Annotated in this window: 11 protein-coding genes and 1 pseudogene; 5 read left to right on the forward strand and 7 right to left on the reverse strand. The window is 63.3% G+C overall.

What is annotated here, in order from left to right; translation table 11 throughout:
• Positions 1-189: 189 nt before the first annotated feature.
• From JWM94_RS09830 to JWM94_RS09860, 7 genes are all read right to left on the reverse strand, one after another.
• Complete coding sequence (locus JWM94_RS09830; protein WP_299425817.1) at positions 190-819, reverse strand: ParB-like protein; 630 nt, start codon at positions 817-819, stop codon at positions 190-192.
• Entirely contained in the window at positions 816-2,435 is a 1,620-nt protein-coding gene (locus JWM94_RS09835) for a SulP family inorganic anion transporter (RefSeq protein ID WP_299425821.1), read from the reverse strand. Before JWM94_RS09835 ends, JWM94_RS09830 begins: the two co-directional genes overlap by 4 nt.
• Positions 2,436-2,630: 195 nt before the next feature.
• Positions 2,631-4,985, reverse strand: coding sequence for a TonB-dependent receptor (locus JWM94_RS09840; protein WP_367185879.1), 2,355 nt, complete (start codon positions 4,983-4,985; stop codon positions 2,631-2,633).
• Complete coding sequence (locus tag JWM94_RS09845; RefSeq protein ID WP_299425824.1) at positions 4,969-5,916, reverse strand: FecR domain-containing protein; 948 nt, start codon at positions 5,914-5,916, stop codon at positions 4,969-4,971. Before JWM94_RS09845 ends, JWM94_RS09840 begins: the two co-directional genes overlap by 17 nt.
• Positions 5,913-6,464, reverse strand: a complete 552-nt coding sequence (locus JWM94_RS09850; RefSeq protein ID WP_299425827.1) for an RNA polymerase sigma factor — start codon at positions 6,462-6,464, stop codon at positions 5,913-5,915. Before JWM94_RS09850 ends, JWM94_RS09845 begins: the two co-directional genes overlap by 4 nt.
• A 17-nt stretch (positions 6,465-6,481) precedes the next feature.
• Complete coding sequence (locus JWM94_RS09855) at positions 6,482-7,285, reverse strand: ChbG/HpnK family deacetylase (protein ID WP_299425829.1); 804 nt, start codon at positions 7,283-7,285, stop codon at positions 6,482-6,484.
• Complete coding sequence (locus tag JWM94_RS09860) at positions 7,260-8,129, reverse strand: glycosyltransferase family 2 protein (protein WP_299425832.1); 870 nt, start codon at positions 8,127-8,129, stop codon at positions 7,260-7,262. The genes JWM94_RS09855 and JWM94_RS09860 overlap by 26 nt, the downstream gene beginning before the upstream one ends.
• Positions 8,130-8,423: 294 nt before the next feature.
• Between JWM94_RS09860 and JWM94_RS09865 the strand changes: the two genes are divergently transcribed.
• The 5 genes and pseudogenes from JWM94_RS09865 to JWM94_RS09885 form a co-directional block, all read left to right on the forward strand.
• Positions 8,424-9,908 (forward strand): hypothetical protein, encoded by a 1,485-nt coding sequence (locus JWM94_RS09865; protein ID WP_299425835.1) that lies wholly within the window; start codon positions 8,424-8,426, stop codon positions 9,906-9,908.
• A 78-nt stretch (positions 9,909-9,986) separates the two neighbouring features.
• Complete coding sequence (locus JWM94_RS09870; RefSeq protein WP_299425838.1) at positions 9,987-10,505, forward strand: DUF2141 domain-containing protein; 519 nt, start codon at positions 9,987-9,989, stop codon at positions 10,503-10,505.
• Between the two features lie 360 nt (positions 10,506-10,865).
• Positions 10,866-16,577 carry a hypothetical protein gene (locus JWM94_RS09875; protein ID WP_299425841.1) on the forward strand — a complete coding sequence of 1,904 codons (5,712 nt, stop codon included), beginning with the start codon at positions 10,866-10,868 and terminating at the stop codon, positions 16,575-16,577.
• Entirely contained in the window at positions 16,516-20,058 is a 3,543-nt protein-coding gene (locus JWM94_RS09880) for a hypothetical protein (protein WP_299425844.1), read from the forward strand. The genes JWM94_RS09875 and JWM94_RS09880 overlap by 62 nt, the downstream gene beginning before the upstream one ends.
• Before the next feature lie 15 nt (positions 20,059-20,073).
• Positions 20,074-20,145: pseudogene (locus tag JWM94_RS09885) on the forward strand (hypothetical protein); the annotation flags it as partial.
• Positions 20,146-20,403: the final 258 nt, after the last annotated feature.

A 20,403-nucleotide genomic window follows, 5' to 3' on the forward strand; every position in this document is an offset into this window, starting at 1 on the left:
CCGCCATCTGCGCGTTGGCGAGGTCGAAGCGGCTGCGGCGACCGAAACGCGGAGTTAGCCGAAGGCACATTGCGCGCGTCTCTATGATCAAAGCGCCAGCTCGCGCAGAGTGTTGGCCGATGGCGGCCACGCGCCCAGAGCCAGTCATTCGGAGCGCTCCGATCTGATCTCGAAAGCGGTCGTCGGGTTCTAGCGGTTGGTATCGTCGGAACGGCCACACCAGCCCGCCAGATAAGATGCTTCATGCTGCCCTGCTGCCGCCAGCGCCTTGTCCACCGCGCGTTCGAAGTTGTTGGTGACGAGCCTTATGCTGATCCGCCGGCGCAGAAAATCCGCCCAAAGGAATTCGGAATAGGGCGTGTTGTCTTTGGCGTAACCGCCTGATCGCCGAACCTCGCCGGCAAGCGAACGATAGGGATCATCCTTCATCCCACTGATCCGTTTGGGCAATTTGTCGTACGACTGGCGGATGCCTTCGGCGTCGAAGGGATGCAGCCAGTTCCGATTGTCCATGAAGGTCCAGAAAACGGCCTTCTTTAGAAAATGCAGGTCCGCAACAACGCTAACGAGGACGTGACTGACCCCTTCCTCGTGCAACGCCCGCGCGAGATGATGGTGGTCGATGACATAGGGTACGGACTTGGGCCCCAGGACCACGGGGATCATATGGCTGCCAAGAAAATCGGGGCCGTCCCGTTCGGCACGCTTGCGCCACTCGGCTCGCTTGCGATCAACCTCGCGCAACCCGACCGTCATCTGGGTTGGTCGCAAAGTCCCGATCTCGACGGGATGGAGAGTTGGAGCCAAATCTTCGGTCATGCGCGTGCCTCCAGTCCGATTGTCGCCGCTTGCACCGCGCAAATGGCGTCATCGACGCTGTAGCTGCTGCGCTCGCTCAGATCAGTATCTCCGGCAGCTAAAATAAGGTCTCGCGCGCGATCGTGCAGCCTCGCCAACTGCACGCGAAAACCGCTGCGAGCCATCGCGCCATCGAATTCAATCAAGGCATCGAGGGCAGTGCTGTCGAGATCATAGCTCTCCTCGAGACTGAGGACGACGACTTGGATGGTCGGATCGGCGCGCGTGCCCGAGGCGACGAGGCTGAGCATGCGTTCTGCATTGGCGAAGAAGAGCGGCGCGGTTGGCCGCCAGATCGCAATATGCGGCGGCGCGATAGCGTCAGTATGTCGAGCAACATCGACGTAGTCATGGCCTCCGGCGAGCCGGCCAAGCCGCGCGACCCGCGGCGTTGCAAGCCGCTGAAGCAAGGCGGCCAGCGACAACACGATAGCTAACAGCATGCCGTCGAGCACGCCAAGCACCAGCACACCGACAGCTGCTCCCAAGGCAACAAATTGATCGCGATTGAGTCGCCACAGGCGAACGATCGGGTTCGGGTCGAGCGCATGCATCAGTGCGGCAATGACGACCGCTGCCAATACCGGTTCTGGCAGCGTGGCGATGAGCGGCATGGCGAAGAGGACTATTGCCACGAGGCTGATCGCGGCGATTGCGCCAGTTATACGGCTCGTCGAGCCGCCCGCCTCACTCGCCGATCCGGCCGAAAAGCCGGCGCCGACCGGCATGCCCTGAACAAGGGCGCTGGCCAGATTGGCAATGCCGAGCGCCGCAAGCTCGCGGTTGGCACCGACCGTGTCATTGTGGCGTAGCGCCATCGTTCGGATCGTCCCCCACGATTCAGCGAACAGAATAAGGACGAGGGGGACCGTGAATTGCGCCAGACTGGAATAGTCTGCCCATCCGAGTCTCGGTAAGGAAGGCATAGTTAGTGTCGTGTCGACCGACCCGACTACCGCGACTCCTCGTTCCTGCAAGTTGAGCCAATGCGCCGCCAGTATCCCTAAGATCAGCACGATAATTGCGCCGGGAATTGCGGGATATCTGCGCAGCGCTAGAAGGATGATTAGTGCTATCGCGCCCGTTACAACGCTCATGACATGCCACGTCGGCGCGGACTCAGCCAAGGCAACGCAGAAGGCGAAAAAGCCGGATGCCGAGATTCCGACGCCCGTGATGATCGGCAGTTGGTGAATAATGATTGTAATTGCGATGCCCAGTGCAAAGCCGCGCAGAACCGGACGGGAGATAAAACCGGTCAATCCGCCCAAACGAGCTGCTGACGCAGCGAGGAACAGCAACCCTGCGATGCCGACGACTATGGTAGCAATTGCTGCGCGGTCGGTCCCCGGCAAAGGCAGAACAGCCAGCGTCGCCGCCAGGATTGCCGCAGAAGAGGATGTAGCGGAAACGATCGCAAAGCGGCTTCGTCCCGCTGCCGCGTACGCCAAGCAGCCTGCGATCGCAGCAAATATCGCGTGCTGTGGCGCTAGTCCCGCAATACCTGCATAGGCCACGCCTTCGGGTAGCATCAGACCCGCGACGCACATGCCCGCTATCAGATCATTTGCACGCATCGACCGCGATAAGGGGCTTGATCGACACGGTTGACAAGAGTGGCGTCAAAAAGGCCGCTTTGCGCCCCAGCAGCGGTCATTCGAAGCCACGCGTGCAATTCACGAGAGCGGTCGCTCGTTTAGGCTGGCGGGGCTGAACACACGGTCGAAAGGACCTCTCATTCGACCAACACGCCGCAATAAGCGCTACGCTTGTCACCATGCCACGCCAACGGCCAGTCGAAGATTTCGTGGACGGAGCGGTGTTGCCTGATCGCGATAGCTCAATGAAAACGGATTGCCGAAAGCGAACCGGTTGGCCGTGCTGTTGGTTAGATTATTCCCTAAAAAACTGAAATCGATGCCTTTCCAGCGAAGATTGGCAGATAGGCCGACAACCCAATAATTCCCCTGGCTCACGTCGAGCAGGTCTCCGGTACCGAGCACCGAGCGTCCCACATAGTCCGTCGTCAGTCCGATCTGAGGCTCAACCTGTCCGGTACGCCACTGATAGCTGACGCCGCCATGCCCCGCGAATGGCGGTGTCTCGGGGAGGCGTCGATTGTCGCGCTTCGACAGGTCGGCAATCGGCCCCGACACCGTATTGTCGGTTAGCAGAAAGGAGCCGACGACACGAAACCCGACGACCGGAATCCAATCGACATTACCTTCGATTGTTTCGATCTTCGCGTCCCCAATATTCGCGGTGTAAGGCAGGCCACGGCGGTTGATCAGATCGGCTTGAATATTGCTCCAGCGCGCTAGTGACACGCTGCTCGAAACGGCCAGCCCCGTCGGCCCGGCACGGAGCTTACGAAAGCCCAGTTCACCGACCCTGATCTCGTCCGGTTGGTAATCAGCAACACGGCCCACACCCGGCGCGACGGCCAGGCCGCCGGTGCGATATCCCGTCTGGAACCGTGCGAACAACGCAAGCTGGGGCGCAAGCTGCCACGAGAGTGCCAGCGTCGGATCGAGCCGTCGCGTCGATCGCCCCTTGACGAAATTGGTCGATCTAGGCGCACTCGATGGGTCGCCATCGGTGCGCGCGAGCGTAACGCGCGCGCCGCCGGTTATCGATAGTCGCGGCGAGAGCCCTACGGTGGCTTCGCCGAATGCGGAGGCGGCCTTGGTCACATTGGTCACACCGATGATGTCGAGATCGTTGCCCGGCGATCCCAGTGAGCGCGTCAGGATGTCGCGGTCGCTGATCAGGGTGAAGCCGAACACCCACGAATTGCCGCCGCTCATCGACCGCGACAATCGCGCTTCCTGGCTCAGCAAGCGTTTGCTGCGGTTGGCGGTATAGATCGTTGGCATCGTCGGCGCTCCGCCTGCGCCCGCCCGAGGCGTGGCATCGAAGCGGTCGGTCGAGCGGTAGCCGACAATCCCGCTGGCGGAAAAAAAGCGCAGGCCGCTGCCCCACGTCTTTGACACGACAACCCTGCCGAACAACAAATCGCTATCGAACGGCTGCGCGATCCGCGAGCGCCTGGTCAACGGACCTTCGACTGTTTCGGCATATTGCGCGTCGCGCGTGTCGATCCGCTGTCCCGTGCCGCTTGCTTCGACCCGCCAGCCGCCTCCGGGGTCAAGCCGCAGCGCTAATCGGGCCCCGACCGTATCGCTGCTGTTGACTAGCCTCGAGCCGCGGCCGGCATCGTCGATATATCCGCCATCGCGAATGTTGTAACCGACAGCGCGAAGCCCGAATCGTTCCTTCGCGATCGGCAGATTGACCATCCCGGCGGTGTCGAACCCCGTCGCTCCGCCACTCGTTAGCGTTACGCCACCTGCAAACGACCCCGCAATTTTCGACAGATCGACGGGGTTGGATGAAACGCGGATCACACCGCCGATCGAGCCTGCGCCGTACAGTGTTCCTTGAGGACCCTCGAGAATTTCTATGCTCCGCACATCGTACAAGCGTAGACCGGGATCGGGACCGGAATAGTTGATTTGCACATCGTCGAGATAGAGACTGGTCGTCGATTGCGTGCTGCCGTTGAAGCTGCTGTCGGCGACGCCCCGGATGAATATCTTGTTTCGCCCAGCGCCGAGTTGCGTCCCCTGCAATATGGGAAGCGTTTCGGCCATGTCGCTCATGTTTTCAGCGGCCTGCCACGGCCTGACCGGCAGTGGGCCGACCACGGTAAGGCTGCCCGGATAGCGTAGTAGGGGAATGCGCTGCTTGCTCGCGGTGATGACGATATCTGGCCCTGGCGGCGGATTGGGCGACGCGACGGGGCGCGACCGGGCGGCGGATTTGGCAATCACCCGCACAATCCGATAACCCCCAGCATTCGCCCGAGCCCGATAGCCTGTACGCTGGAGCAATTGGCCGAGCGCCGTACGGACCGACATATGTCCCTGGATCGGGCGCGTTCTGACCGACCTTAATCCTGGTTCGGTGCTCATGATTTCCACCCCGGTCTCGCGGGCGAGCTCTATCAGGGCGACGTCCAATGTGGTGGCCGGGATCGATATCACCGCATCGCGGGCGAAAGCTGGGGCGGAATGACAGGCTGCGGCGGCAATCAGTGCCAGCGTCAGACTAACGCGAAGCGCCAACCCCCTCTGACAGCATCCACTGTTCCCCATCACGCCGCCACGTCGCCCCGATCAGCACGGCCAGATGCGGTACGTCTTTATCCGCGGCGCCGGTGAACCGAACCATGCCGGTAAAGGGCCGATCCGGCAAGGCACCGGCCAGAGAGATCCGGAAGCCATATTGTCGCTCGATCGTCGCAACAACGTCGCCCAGCCGCTGACCGTCAAAACTGAGCATGCCCGAGCGCCAGCTACCGATTGAGCCAGGATCGATCCTGCTCCGCGCGACGCGGCTGCCGTCGCTATGCGCAGAGAGTATATCGCCCGCCTTCAACGTCAGCGCATCACGCCCCGGCTGGAACATTATCGACCCTTCCGACACCGCGACCGACAAGTTCTGGCCATCGCGCGCGATGTTGAACACCGTGCCGAGGTCGCGGATCGTCACGCTTCCGGCGGTCATCACGAAAGGATGCCCATCGTCGTGGCGGACATGGAACATCGCCTCGCCGCCGTCGAGCGACGCAACACGCGGATCGGCGCGATCGAGAGTCAGTGTCGTCCCGCCGCTCATTTCGATCCTGGTGCCGTCGCCGAGCGCAACCGTGCGGCGTTCGCCCGCGCGCGTTGCGACTTCGTAGGGCGATGACCGCGGCGCGATAATCGCCGGGACGAACAACGCCGCTACGACAGCCGCCGCCGCCGTACCGCCGACGAGCCACGGCCAGCGCGCTCGGACATTGTCATTTGCGGCGACCGGTTCGGATACGAACTGGGGAAAGCGCTCGCGGTCGATCAGCCGATCCTGCGCCGCGATCGTGCCATAAGCCTCGGCGTGCGCCGGGTCAGCCTCGAGCCAAGCGACGAAATCCGCCCAATCGGTGTCGGGTGCGTCGGCAAGGCGGATGTGCCAGCAGATCGCCTGGTCGATAACGTCCGCATCGGCGTTCACGATTCAGCGCCCCTTTCATCTTCCAGACGACGCGCGTCGCCCAAAGCCTCACCGGACGCCGCCAGCCGGTCATGAATCTTGCGATACGCACGCTGCAACAGCTTTTCGACGCCGGAGACGCTGATGCCCAGATGCTCGGCAATATCGCGTTGCGGACGCTCTTCCAATCGGAACATCCGCAGCGCGGTCGCCATACGTTCGGGCATGTCGGCGATGGCACCCTCGACCTCACGCCACTGGCCGCGAGCGATCGACGCGCGTTCGGGATCGGGCATTTCCTCGGCGCCTGGCTGTACGTCGAGCCAGCCGCCATCGCGCGCGCCGCGCCGGCCGGCGGCAATACGGCGGTCGGTCGCCAGGTTGGATGCCATTCGGTAAAGAAATGCTGCGGGCTGCGCGATTGGCTGGTCGCTTGTCTGGTCGATCCGCAGCCAGAGATCCTGCAACGCATCCTCGGCTTCGTCGCGCCCGCCGAGCCTTGCGGTCAGCAGCCGCAACAGCATCGGGCGTTGTGCGAGGAAAATGGCCTTGAGCCCGCTGTCAGCCACCGTTGAGCGTTCCCCGGTCAGGCGGGGAACGCCAGACCTTCGGCTGCCGCAATGTCGGCGATCGACAAGTTGCGCAAGGCTTCGGCTTCACGGGGTCGCGCCGCGGCGACCGCATCCCCCGCGCGCTCGCCGGCACCGGGGTGGCACATCACGAGATGCTTAGCCCCAGGCCGGCGTAGGAAGCGCGGAAACAAATCAAGATAATCGCTCGCGAAATCATAATGCCCGGCGAAGCTATCATTAGTTTTCAGACCGTGTGCGACAGCGGCGCGGCGTAGCCCGCGCGAATGCCACGCGCTGCCGATGGCTTTGCCGGGGAACGGCCTGACGAGCATCGCAGAAAGCCGGTCTCGACAATCCCGTACCCAGGCATCGGGCGCACGGCGCGCCGTCTCGCGCAATACGATGTCGCGGATGCCGGGCAGCGCGTGCGAATGTTGGTGACCATCGACGAACGCGGGAGGACACCCCATCGCGGCGATGAACGCATCGAATTGCGCCGAAACCTCCGCAGCGATCTCGCCGAGCGGCAAGCCCCCTCTGACGGCCAACCGATGGAGCGAAGCGATCTCCGGCAGCGAACCGTCGAGGGTGAGGCGCGGCATCGCCGTCAGCGGTCGCTCGCCGGTTAGTGTCAGGTGCAAGCCGATCTCGACATGGCCCGGCAGCCCCGAGAGGAGACGGCTGTCGTCCGCCCAGCCGGGCATCACTGACATACAACTGATCGCGTTAAGTTTTCCGGCCTGCGCGAGACCTGCGATCGTCTCGCTAACCCCGCGCGAGAAGGCGAAATCGTCAGAGCACAGGATGAGACGGGGCAAGTGCCGGGCTTTCGATAAGCTGATATTGCCGTTCCCGGATCCGATGGCTGGACAATTGCCGCCCGCGCAGCCGCGCGGCGAGGAAGGAATAGAAGAACCAGTCCCCCATCCATGGCGCGGCAACCGAATACACTAATCGCTCGAACAGGGTCCAGCGGATCGATTCGCGGTCGCGGTCGCGCGGCGACGGACGGCACCACAGGTCGCGGCTATAACCCATCGCGCCATGACGCATCACACGATGGATGATCTCGTGATCTTCGAGAACATAGTTCCAGCGATCGGCGTCGAACCCGCCCGCGGTGCGCAAGGTTGCGGCGCAGAATGCCTGACCTGCACCCCCAGTGTGTGATTGGCGCGGTAACAAGCGGGCGCTGGCCAGAAAGCCTCGCGCTTTGGCCTCACGGTCAGCCTCGCTGGCGTCCGGCGCGATGAAATAACTGCCCGCGACAACGCAGGCCGGCTGCGACAGGATCGCTCCGGCGGCGGCAAGATAATGCGGCGGATATAGCGTGTCGGCGTCGCAGGTGGCCACCCAGCGCGTGCGCACCCAGCCAAGTCCGGTGCGCAGTGCCGCAACCTTGCCCGGCGCGGTTTCGGTCAGCAACAAATAGTCGATGCCGTGGCTGCGGCACGCGGCAACCGCAATTGCCGCGCTGCCGTCGCTCGATCCGTTGTCGACCAGAATCAACCTCAGCGGAACCGACTGCGCCGCGATGCTCGCGATCGTCGCGCGCAGATAGTCGCGCTCGTTGAAGAACGGGATGAGCACTGTCCATTCGGGAGCCGCTCGCGGTGCTATCCGGCCGGTGTCGGTGTTGAGCGAATCGAGGTCGAGATACATCCACGCCGTCCATTGACATGGGCAAGAATGAGAAGCCGGCGCCGGATTGAGACCGTATGGCGGCTGCCCTCCACAGACCCCGCCCGACATTGCACCGGCACCGACTTCCCGCTGCCCCGATCAAATGACGACGTCCGGGCACACGATCCGCATCGATCGGTTAATTTATTTTTGAGACTCTTCGAGATTCGAAGTGAGGGAGAGTTTGACGATGCGCTCCGGCGCCTTCCGCACCGGGGCCGCGAAAAATAAGTCGCATGACGCAGCCTTTCGCGGGGTCTAGTTGGATCAGCCGTGACGGGGGCATTTCTGGATCGGTCGGGCCGGGTGCGGCAGTGGCGCCGGGCGACGCTGTTCGCGCTCTTGCTGGGCTTCGCCGTTGCGCTACGCGCGCGCGATTTCGGCAATCCGATCATCCATGTCGATGAACAATATTACCTGCTGGTCGGCGACCATATGTTGCACGGGGCGCTTCCCTATATCGACATCTGGGACAGAAAGCCGGTCGGGCTGTTCCTGATCTTCGCGGCGATCCGGCTGCTGCCCGGCGACGGCATTCTAGCCTACCAGCTCACGGCAACGTTGTTTGCCGCGGCGACGGCCTGGCTGGTCGCATCCGGCGGACGGCGATTGGGCGCGACGCCGTTCGGCGCGCTGATGGCCGGGCTTGCGTATATCCTCTGGCTATCGTTCCTGAGCGGGCGCGGCGGCCAGTCGCCTGTCTTCTATAATCTGTTCATCGCCGGCGCCGGCGCCCTGACCCTGCGCTTGCCCGCATTAGCCAAGGCAGGACGCCGCCGCGCTATCGTGACGAACGGGGCGGTCGCGTGTCTCCTCGCAGGGCTGGCCATCCAGACGAAATATACGCCCGCGGTGGAGGGTGCGTTTTTCGGGCTTGCACATCTGTGGTATTTGCGTCGCACCGGCGAGACGTGGGTAGCCACAGCCGGTGCAGCGCTCATCTGGGCCGCACTAGGGATCGCGCCGACTGCATTGGTCGCGGCCTATTATCGTTCGCTCGGCCCAGCGGCGTTCCAATCGTTCTGGTTCGCCAATTTCGCGTCGGTTTCGCTGCGTCAGGGCTATCCGGCCGCCAAGATCGCGGCGCGGCTGGCGGGCACAACGACGCAATTGTCGCCGTTCATCGTCTGCATGATCGTTGCCTGGCGCACGCGGCCACGATCGGCCGAAGCCGCGCTGACGTTCGGCTGGCTCGCCGCCGCGCTGGTTGCGTTCGCGATGATCGGAGCGTTCTTCGATCATTATGCACTGCCGTTGATGGTGCCGTTGACAATGATCGCAGCGACCGTGCTCGGCCGCTCTTGCGTCGTTCTTATCTGCACGGTTGCTGCTGGGGCCGCGCTGCTGGTGTTCCACTTGGCGACGGAACGCGACGATCGAGCGTCGGCCTTCGCCGTGGCGCGCGCGATGGCGGCGAACGACGGATCGCAATGCCCCTATGTGTTTGCCGGCGACGCGATCCTCTACCACCTGGCACATTCCTGTTTGCCAACCGCTTATGCCTTTCCATCGACACTCGCCTACGAACCCGAACGGGGCGCGACTGGGATCGACGAGGCGGCGGAAGTACGCCGCATCCTTGCGGGCCATCCGCCAGTAGTGGTGACGCTCGATCATCCGCTCGCGCCGTGGAACCAGGACAGCGAGGAGCCCGTGAGCCGTGCGCTGTCCCGCGATTACCGTTTGATCCTCTCGGCGCCCCAGGAGGGCGGCCACTTGCTCGTTTATCTCCGCCGCGGACGAACCATGCGCCCGTGAAAATCTCGACCCGCCGGTGTGGAACCGCCCGTCCGGCGGCGTCTGAACTATAGTCAACTCCACCAAGCGGAATCCACCATGCGTCCAGCCTTTGTCGCCGTGCTATTGCTTCCTGCCATCTTCCTCGTCGCATTGCCGCTCGGCGCGGAGCAGATCGGCGAGGATGCCGCGATCTGCAAATCGGGGCGCGGCCCGGCTATCCAGGTCAACGTCGAGGGGTTGAAGGACAGAACCGGCGAGATGTGGCTCGAACTCTATCCGGCTACGCAGGCGGACTATTTGCGTCCCGACATGGACCTAACTGCCGAGGGCAAGACGTTCCGCCGCACACGCGCGCATTTGCCCGCATCGGGAAGCGTCGAAATCTGCGTCAAGGTGCCGCGGCCGGGCCGCTACGCGCTGATGCTGCGCCACAACCGTGTCGGGCGCGACAAATTCTCGTTCTGGAGCGACGGCGCGGGCGTCCCCGGCAATCGCTCGCTCGGGCGGAGCAAGCCGACACTCGATCAAGCCGCCGTCAACGCTGGCGCGGGAATCACGACGGTAAGCATCAAGGTGCAGTATCTTCGTGGCTTTGGTTTCGCTCCTTTGGAATAGTCGATTGACGGCCGCTTTTACCGGAAGCCACCGTAAAGCTGGCGGTCTGCTTTCCGCCCAATCATGGCCATTCTTTGGGCCCGCCCGAACTTCTGCTTTCCACCAATTCCGGTCGTCCAGGGCCGGACCGGCGCGAACGGCAGCTCACGACCCAATTGCCGTCATTCCTGGAAGGGTTTGGCTAAGGTTGGCCGCGGTATTCGCCTTCTAACGCGGGCGATGGCGTAACGCGTGGCACCGAGTCGAATCGACTATTTTCGGGCCGCTAGAAAATAATCCTAAACTATCGCCGATCCTTCCCGACTAACCGTCGAGCAGTTGGTGCGTTCCTGGCCCGCTGCGTCGACAGGGGGGCGGGGAATGACGGCCATTTTCACCGGTCTGGGTGCGGGCGCGGAGCGCGGATCGGGTAACGTGCTCGGTGGCGCGGGGCTGCTCGGCAGCGGCACGCTCGGGCGCTCGGGCGAGCAAGTCCTGCTCAACGCCGCGACCGGCAATCTGATGATCCAGCAGCGCGACGAGATGCTGATCGGCCGAGGACCCGACGCGGCGATCACGCGGACGTACAACAGCCAGGGCGATCTCAGTGACGACAACGGCGACAATTGGCGCCAGTCGACCGACCGCCGCGTCTATGGCCTGACCGGCACCGTCAACACCAGCGGGAGCACGGTCAAGCGCGTCTCGGGCGACGGGTCGGAGATTACCTATACGTGGAACGCGACGGCTTCTGCCTATGTCGCGACCGATGGGGTCGGCGCCTACGACAAGCTGACCTACAACTCCGGCACCAGCGCCTGGACCTGGACCGACGGCGACAGTCAGGCGACCGAGACCTTCGCGCAATACGGCGTCTATGGCCTGACCGGCACCGTCAACACGTCGGGCAGCACGATCAGCCGCCGCGCCGCCGACGGCAGCACGAGCACCTACACCTGGGACGGCACGCGATATGCCGTGAGCAGCGGCACGGCGAGCGCCGACAACCTGACTTACGGCACCACCACAGGCTGGACGTGGTCAAACAGCGGCACTGCGGTGCGGCAGTTTGCCGATTCCTATCGCATTACCGACTTGACCGACACGACGAGCAATACGCTCCACTTCACCTACGCAACCGGCGCATCGGAAGGTCAGCTCGACAAGGTCACCACGGCGGACGGCGGCTATGTCCAATATATTTACGACACGGCGAATGGCCACCCCGAGCGCGTCAAGTCGATCCTGACGAGCTATACCGACCTGGCGACATCGACCGCCAAGACGCTCACCCGGACCACCTACGGCTATGACTCGTCGAACCGGCTGACCAGCGTCACGGTCGACCTGACTCCAGAAAACGCTGCCGACGCGGTCACGTACGTCACGACCTATACCTATGACGGCACCTCGAAGCGCGTCGCGTCGATCAGCCAGACCGACGGGTCGTCGCTTGCGGTCCACTATGACTCGAGCCTGCGCGTCGATTCGCTGACCCAGACCGTCGCGAGCGGCGTCACGCGGATCACAAATATTGCGTACGACGCGACCGCGCATACCGCGACGGTCACCGACCCGTCCGGGCAAAGCACCACGCTGACCTACGACACCCACGGAAATTTGACCAAGATCACCGCGCCTGCGGCCGCTACTGGCGGGCCGCGGCAGGTCGTCCAGTTCGGTTATAACGGCAACGACGATGTCGTTTCGACGACAGATGCCATGGGCAACGCCACCACGTTCGCTGACTTCACCGCTTTCGGCAACGCGCAGACGATCACCGACCGCGAGGGCCATCCCACGATCCGCACGTTCGGAGCGAAGAACGAGCTGCTGACCGAAACGGTGACGGGTGCCGGCCCGTCGGGCGATGCCGTCAGCCAAACCACTCGCTACGTCTACAATAGCCTCGACCAGCTCGCCTTCGTGATCAGCCCCGACGGCAATGTGTACCAACAAAGTTATGACAGTTTAGGCCAGCACATCCGGACGCAATTGTTCAACAAGCAGTTCGACTTCGGTACGCTGACGTCGTCCCAGGCGCCGTCAAAAACGGACATGAGCAACTGGATTGCGGCGCTGACCGGTGCCGACGCGACCGCGATCGATATCGAGACAATCGATTACGATGCTCGCGGGAACACGACCAGCGTCAGGAAATATCAAACGACGCTGGGTTCGTCGAACCCGTCCTCTACCGATCCGTTCAGCCTGGTCACATACGCCTACGATCAAGCGGGACAATTATTGTCCCGCACCGATTATCAACACACGGCGGAGACGTTCGTCTATGACGGTCTCGGCCGGGTGGTGGCCTCAGTCGACATGCAGGGCAGCGCCACGAGCATCCTGTTCGACGATGCGCATACCCGAACCATCGTGACGCTGGCCAACGGGCTGACGCAAACCTCGACCTACAATGTCGCGGGCGACCTGCTCGCCTATTCCGAAGCGAGCCCGCCGGCCGGCGGGATCAATCTCACGCCCGATTTGACGAACCCGGCGCAATGGACGGTGTCGAACGTCGCCACGCCGACGGACACCATCACGATCGATGGCGCGCCGGCAAGGACCTACACCTCGCTGGCAGGAGGGGGGTCGCTGGGTACCGCGGCGTTCTCCGTCGCGGCGGGCGATACGCTGACGTGGGAAGTCACGCTGCAGGGCGTCGGCTCGACCACATCCGACATGCTGGGCTTTTACGGCATGGTGAGCGGATGGGGCGACGTCGCCCATACGACGAGCACCGTGCTGTCGGGGCCCGGGACGACCGGCAACGCCTATCTCAGCATCATGCAGGTCAGCGGGCTGTCGACCACGACCGGCACGCGGATCCGGATCACGCGAACCTTCACTACCGCCGAAACCGTTTACGGCTATTTCTACATCAAGACGTCGAGCGGGGGTGCGGTCGGCGAGGCGGTGACCATGCGGGATCCCTCGATCACCAAGACCTCGGTCCCCACAACCTCCTATACATATGACCAGCTCGGCCGCGTGCGCGCGATGACCGACGCGACCGCGCGCAACAGCTACGCCGTCTACGACAATGCCGGGCGCAAGGTCGCCGACGTCGATCATTATCTCAATGTGACCGAATACAAATACAATGCCGACAATCGCGTCATCGCCACGGTGCGTTACGCGACCGCGCTGTCGTCCTCCTATGCAAGCGTGCTTGCCGCGGGCACCTTCGTGCTGGACGCGACCTCGCGGCCCGCCGACAACACCGCCGCCGACCTTTGGACGTTCAAGGTCTATGACAAGGAAGGGCGCGCCGTCGAAACGATCGATGGCGCCGGCGACGCGACCGAATACAAATACGATGCGTCGGGCAAGCTGCTCAAGACGATCAATTACGCCAACAAGCTGAGCGCGACACAGATCGCCGGGCTCAAGGCGGCGATCAGGGGCGACAACCTCGCGCCCGATTTGACCAATACCAGCCAGTGGACGACTGGCGGCCTGACCGTCAGCGGCAACAGATATTCCGTCACCACAGGGGGAGCGGGAGGCCAAGGGTTGTTCGGTGCGGGGATCGCCGTCGCCGCCGGGGAATCGCTGTCATTCGAAATCTCGATAACCGGCGTTCTCACCGGCGGCACTATCGCATCGGCGGTGTTCGGCTTCCTTGGATCGAGCAGCGTTTGGGGCGATGGCACCGACACGACGGTAACCGTTCTGAGCGGGCCGGGGAGCGTCAATCCCTATTATCTCGCGATCAAGCAGATCGGGTCGCTCGACGAGACCACGCCCACGCGGATCCGGATCACCCGGACGTTCGCCACTGCGGAAACGGTCTACGCCACGTTCTGCATCGATTCGACCAACGGCGCATCGACCGTCACTGGTCATGCGGTCATCCTCACCGGGGCATCGATCACCCGTAGCCCGTCGACGGTTCTCACCCGGCCCACCGTGGACACCACGCGGGACCGCGTATCGCGCCTATTCTACGACAAATCGGGCCGCGTCGTCGGTACCCTGGATGGCGAGGGCTATCTCTCCCGCATAACCTATGACGGGACCGGCCGACCGGTTGCCGAGACGGCCTTCGCAACGGTCGTTCCGAGCGGCGACCGGGCTTCGGCAAGCTTCAGCGCGCTTGTCGCCGACGTCACTGCAGTGACGGCGCCCGATCGCACGACGCGCTATGTCTATGACAACCAGGGTCTGTTGACGTTTACGATCGATCCGCTCAACCATGTGACCGAATTCGTCTATCCGGGGATCAGCTCGGCCGATGTTATCGGCAAGGCGCGCCGGACGATCCAGTATGCTGGCACGATCGCCAGTCTGTCGACCTATTCGGTGACCAGCGTGCGCAGCGCGATCACCAGCGCAACCAGCAGCGGCAGCATCGTCAGCGGCGACAACCGGTCCGTCTGGGCGATCTACGATGTGCACGAGAATCTGGCATATACGATCGATGCATCGGGCGCGGTCACCGGCTACAAATATGACGCGATGGGTCACGTCACCAAGACGACCCGCTATGCCGCGCTGCGCGCTACGACCGCATTGCCGAACACCAGCGACATGGACGGCTGGGCATCGGCCTTTGGCGACGCCGCAAACGATCGCATAATGCGCGATTATTACGACGCCCGCGGCGACCTGATCTTCTCGGTCGATGGCGAAGGCTATGCCACGCGCCTGGATTACGATGCGGAAAGCCGCCTGATTGGGACGGTGCGCTGGAATACCGCGGTTTCCGTCATTGACAGCACGACGCTGGCGGGCGTCGCGAGCATGGTCGGCGGCACCTACACAGCAACTGCGACCGGTTACGACAATGACGGCCGTATCGAAACGACCACCGACGGCGAAGGCGTCGTCACGCGATATGTGTACAACGCAAACGGTACGCTCCGATCGACGTATCTGGCATATGCGACCGCAGACCAGGTCGAGACGCGGTACGATTATGACGCCGCGGGACGGGCGGAGTATCGGTACGACGCCTACGGCACGGCCGATCAGACGACGACGCACTATATCTACAATGCGTTCGGCCAGATCGCGACGACGACCGATCCCGACGGCAACAGCGTCAGCAACGCCTACGATCTTGCCGGCCGGCTGATCAGCGTGACCGACGCCGAAAACACCAGCCTGACGACAAGCTACCAATATAATGCGTTCGGCGAGGTGACGGTCACCACCGATCGTCTGTCGAAGTCGAGCTACGCTTATTACGACATGATGGGTCGGGTCACGGTGACGCGCGACGCGGACAACCGCGTGGTCGAGACGGCCTACAACGTTTTCGGCGAGGTGTCGTCGATCACGGCGCGCGTCAATCTCGCGAGCGGTAGCACATCGACTGCTCCGAGCGTCACGTCCGACACGACGCGCGATCATGTCACGACCTACGAATACGACAAGAACGGCCGGGTCCATGTCACGACCGATGTCGAAAACGGCGCCACCACGATCACCTACACCGCGTTCGGTGAGATCGACACGGTTATCAGCCCGATGACGGCCGGCACGACGATCCAGACCACCGACCGCTACGATCGCCGCGGTTTGCTGAAGGCGCAAATCGTCGATTCGGCGAGCGGCGGCAAGGCAATCACCACCAGCTACGAATACGATGCGTTCGGCCGCCAGACCAAGGTCACCAACGCGCTGACCAAGTTCAAGTCCGCGTCCTACGACAAGGACGGGCGCCTGAAGACGACCGCCGACGAGCTCGGCAATACGACCACCTATACCTATAACAAGCGCGGCAATCTGGTCGCGGTGTCCGACGCGGCGAGCAAGGTCACCCGCTACGTCTACGACAACAAGGACCGCCGGATCGGGATGATCGATGCCGTCGGCGCGGTCACCGTCTACAGCTATGACGGCAACGGCAACGTCACCGTCGTCAAGACCTATGCGCAGCAAATCTCGCCCACGCCGCTCGCGGCGCTCGCGTTGCAGGTAACGAGTGCCGCCTGGTCGTCGCTTACCAGCGACACCACGCACGACCATGTCACGCGCTACGCCTACGACAAGGACGATCGTCTTCGCTTTACCGTCGATGCACGTCACCGAACGCGTCTACGACGCCGAGGGCGAGGTTCTCCACACGATCGCCTATGACGGAACCATCGCGCCCGCGAGCTACACGGTCACCGCCATCGCGACCGCGATCACCAGCCTGGCCAGCCGTGTGACGCGGTTCGTCTACGACGATGCCGGACAAGTGATGTACTCGATCGACGCGCTCAACCGCGTGACCGGGTACGGCTACGACGCGTTCGGCAACGTCACCCGGACGACCGAATTCGCAGCGACTTACACGACGAGCGGCGATCCCGCGCTGTCGGCGATGACCGGCTGGCAGACGAGCAATGCCAACGCCACCGACGATCGGACCACGCTTGCCAAATACGACCGCGACGGCAGGTTGCGCTACTCGGTCGACGCGCTCGGCTTCGTTACCCGGACCGATTACGACAAGGCCGGGCACGTCGCCGCGCGCACCGCCTATGCCGATGCCAATACCGGCATCACCGACACGACGCTGCTCGCGACGCTCGACGGCACGACCTACGCGAGCACTCCAACCTCCGCGCGTATCACGCAATACGGTTATGACGGCGCCGGGCGGCTGATCTCGACCACCCTGCTCGAGGACAATGCGACAACCGGTAATGCGGTGTCGATCACGACGTATCTAGTGCTCGATGCGCTCGGCCAGGTGACCTCGTCGACCCAGGGATATAATCTCGCCACCCCGAGCGATACGACCAACGCGAGCACAACCGCGTACGAATATGACGATGCCGGTCGCGTCGTGAAGCAAACCACCGGCTCGGGCACCGCCGACGCCAGTACGACATGGGTCTATTACGACGCGCTCGGCTGCAAGGCCGCGACGGTCGACGGCGACAACTACCTGTGCGTCTACACTTATGACGCTGCCGGTCAGCTGACCCACGAGACGCATTATGCCGGCAAGATCACCAGCACATTCGGCAAGACCACCAGCGTCGCGTCGCTGATCGGCCTGGCCGGGTCGGTCAACAGCGACGTCCAGAACGCGTATGACGCGTTCGGCGCGGTGCAGGCGACCACCGACGCACTCGGATCGGTCGTGTCGTACGATTATGACGCGATCGGCGAGGTCAAGAAACAGACCGCGCAGATGGACCCCGGCACCACCGCCGACGACATCGTCACGCAGTATAGCTACGACAATTTCGGCAGTGTCGTGAAGACGATCGACGCGCGCGGCAATGCGAGCTTCGCCTATTACGACGCGCTCGGCCGCGTCACGCGCCAGGTCGATGCCGAACGGTTTGTGACCGACACGACCTACACCCGCGGCGACCAGGCCGCATCGGTCAAACGGTGGCACCGGAAGCTGGACGTTTCGGTAACCGTGAGCGAGGCGGCAAATCCAGGTCCGCCCACTTCCGATGCCCTCGATGCCACGACCAGCTTCGAGTATGACAAGGACGACCGGCTGACGAAGTCGATCGAGGCCGAGGGCGACAGTTCGGGCGGCAGCTTCCAGCTCTATTACGAGCAATATACGCTGGACGCGTTCGGCAATCGCATCGCGGTCAGAAACAAGCTCGGCGCGACCAGCAATTACACCTTCAACAAGCGCGGTCAGGTGCTGACCGAGACGCTGCCGATCACGACATGGACCGGCGGATCCAGCCCGACCTCGATCGCGGTTCGCAACACCTACAGCTACGACCTGCGCGGCAATCGCACGCAGATGGTCGAGGCGAGCGGCGCCGCCGAAGTGCGCACGACCAACTATACGTACGACAAGCTGGATCGTCTCACGCTGACGGCGCACGATGCGGTGACCGTCACCAATGCCGATCTCACCACCACGACGGGCGTCGTGCCGGCAGAGATTTTCAGTTACGATCGTCGCGGCAATTTGATCGAAAGCGCGGTGGGTCACCTGTCCGGCACCACGCCGGTGAGCGACAGCCGAACGCTCAACTGGTACGACAATCTCGGCCACGTGATTGCCAGCGTCGTCCAGTCGGACCTGATCGCGGGCGTCCAGAAAGGGACGTTCAGCGTCTTCAGCTATGACGCAAACGGCAATCGCCTGACCGCAAAGACCTATGGCGACCCGATCACTTTGCCGACCGATGCCACGGGCGCCGTGCCGTCGCCGGTCGATACGAGCAATTATCGCCAGACGAGCTATGAGTATGATCGCGCCGACCGTTTGAAGACGACTACCGTCGTGGCGCTGCTCACGGGTGAATCGAACGGGTCTACCTGGGCGACGACGACGGCTAACGTCGTGACGTCGGTCGAATACGACATGAACGGCAATGTCACGCGCCAGGTCGATGGCCGCGGCAACAGCATCTACAACTGGTACGACAAGCTCGGCCGCCAGGTCGCGCAGGTCGATGCCGAAAACTATCTCACGGTCTGGACCCGCGATGCCGAAGGCAACGCGCTGAGCGAAACGCGCTATGCCAACAAGGTGACCGGAACGTTCACGCCGGCGACCGACTATACGACGCTTTCCACTTTGCTCGGTACCGGCGCGACCGACGCCAACCGGGTGACGACCTTCACCTACGACCGCAACGGACGGCGTGTCGGCGAGGTGCGTCAGAGCGTCGCTTACGCGACCGTCAGCGCAACCAACGGCGCCCTCACCACCTACACCGCGGCATCGACGGTCGCCTACACCTATAACGGTCTCGGCGAAGTGCTGACCAAGGTCGAGGCGAATGGCGACACCACCGGCTATACTTATGACGCGACCGGCCGGCTGACGCTCGAAACCGGGCAGTCGTTCACCGATTATCTGGGCAGCACCGTCACCCCGCGTACCGCTTATGCCTATGACGGCCTGAACAATTTGACCGCGGCCCGCGTCCAGATCGACGCTAGCGGCACCAACGCCAACGACCGGATCACCACCTACACCTATGGCGCGGGCGGGCGGCTGGCGACGATGACCGACGCCGCCGGCTTCACCCACAGCTACGGCTATGACGTGGCGGGCCGGACGGTGCGCGACAGCTATGTGCGCAAGAATTCGGCCGGAGCCGACCTGGCCGCCGAAGCGATCGTGTATCGCTACGACCTCGCCGGGCGCGTGACGACGGAGAGCAATGCGCGATATAATGGGTCGAGCTGGGTGTTCACCGACGCCGACGGCACGGCGTACGACGCGATGCGGATGCGCTACGACGCCTATGGCGAGATGACCGGCCGCGGCGTGACCGCGGGGCCGGGGGCCACCGCGGCGTATCAGGAAGTGTTCGACTATGACGCCGGGGGCCGGATGTGGCACTCGAACAGCGGCGACGGGGTCGACCGCTTCTATGTCTACGACAAGGCCGGCAACCAGACGCTGGCGTTGAGTTCGGCGGGCGCCAATTTGTCGGGGCTGACGCTGGCCAATTACACCGCCTCGCTGACCGGTTCCGGCGGCACGAGCACGAGCGGTGCGGTGACCACGATCACGCGGTACGACCGCCGCGGTCAGGCGATCGCGACGATCGCCCCCGACCGCGAGCTGACCGCGATCGGCAGTGGCATCGCCACGCTGACCACCGCCAAGACCTATAACGCGTTCGGCTAAGTCGCATCCGAGACCGACGCGCGCGCCTTCACGACGACCTACACGTACAACACGATGGGCCGGATGACGGCGAAGGTGTCGCCGCAGGTCAGCGTCACCGCGGCGAACGGCGCGGTCACGACCATCAACCCGACCGAGAATTATCTCTACGACGTGTTCGGCGATGCGCGGATCGTGCGCAACGAGCTATACACGGGCAGCAACGCGACCACGAGCGACCAGGTCCAGACGTTCGACAAAATGGGCCGGCTGCTGACCGTCCTGCACCGCGGCGGGCTCTTGACCGACACCTATACCTACGACGGGCTGGGCGAGCGGCTGAGCGACGCGCAGAACACGTCGCTC

The organism is Sphingomonas bacterium (genome assembly GCF_028289855.1).
GTDB lineage: Bacteria > Pseudomonadota > Alphaproteobacteria > Sphingomonadales > Sphingomonadaceae > Sphingomonas.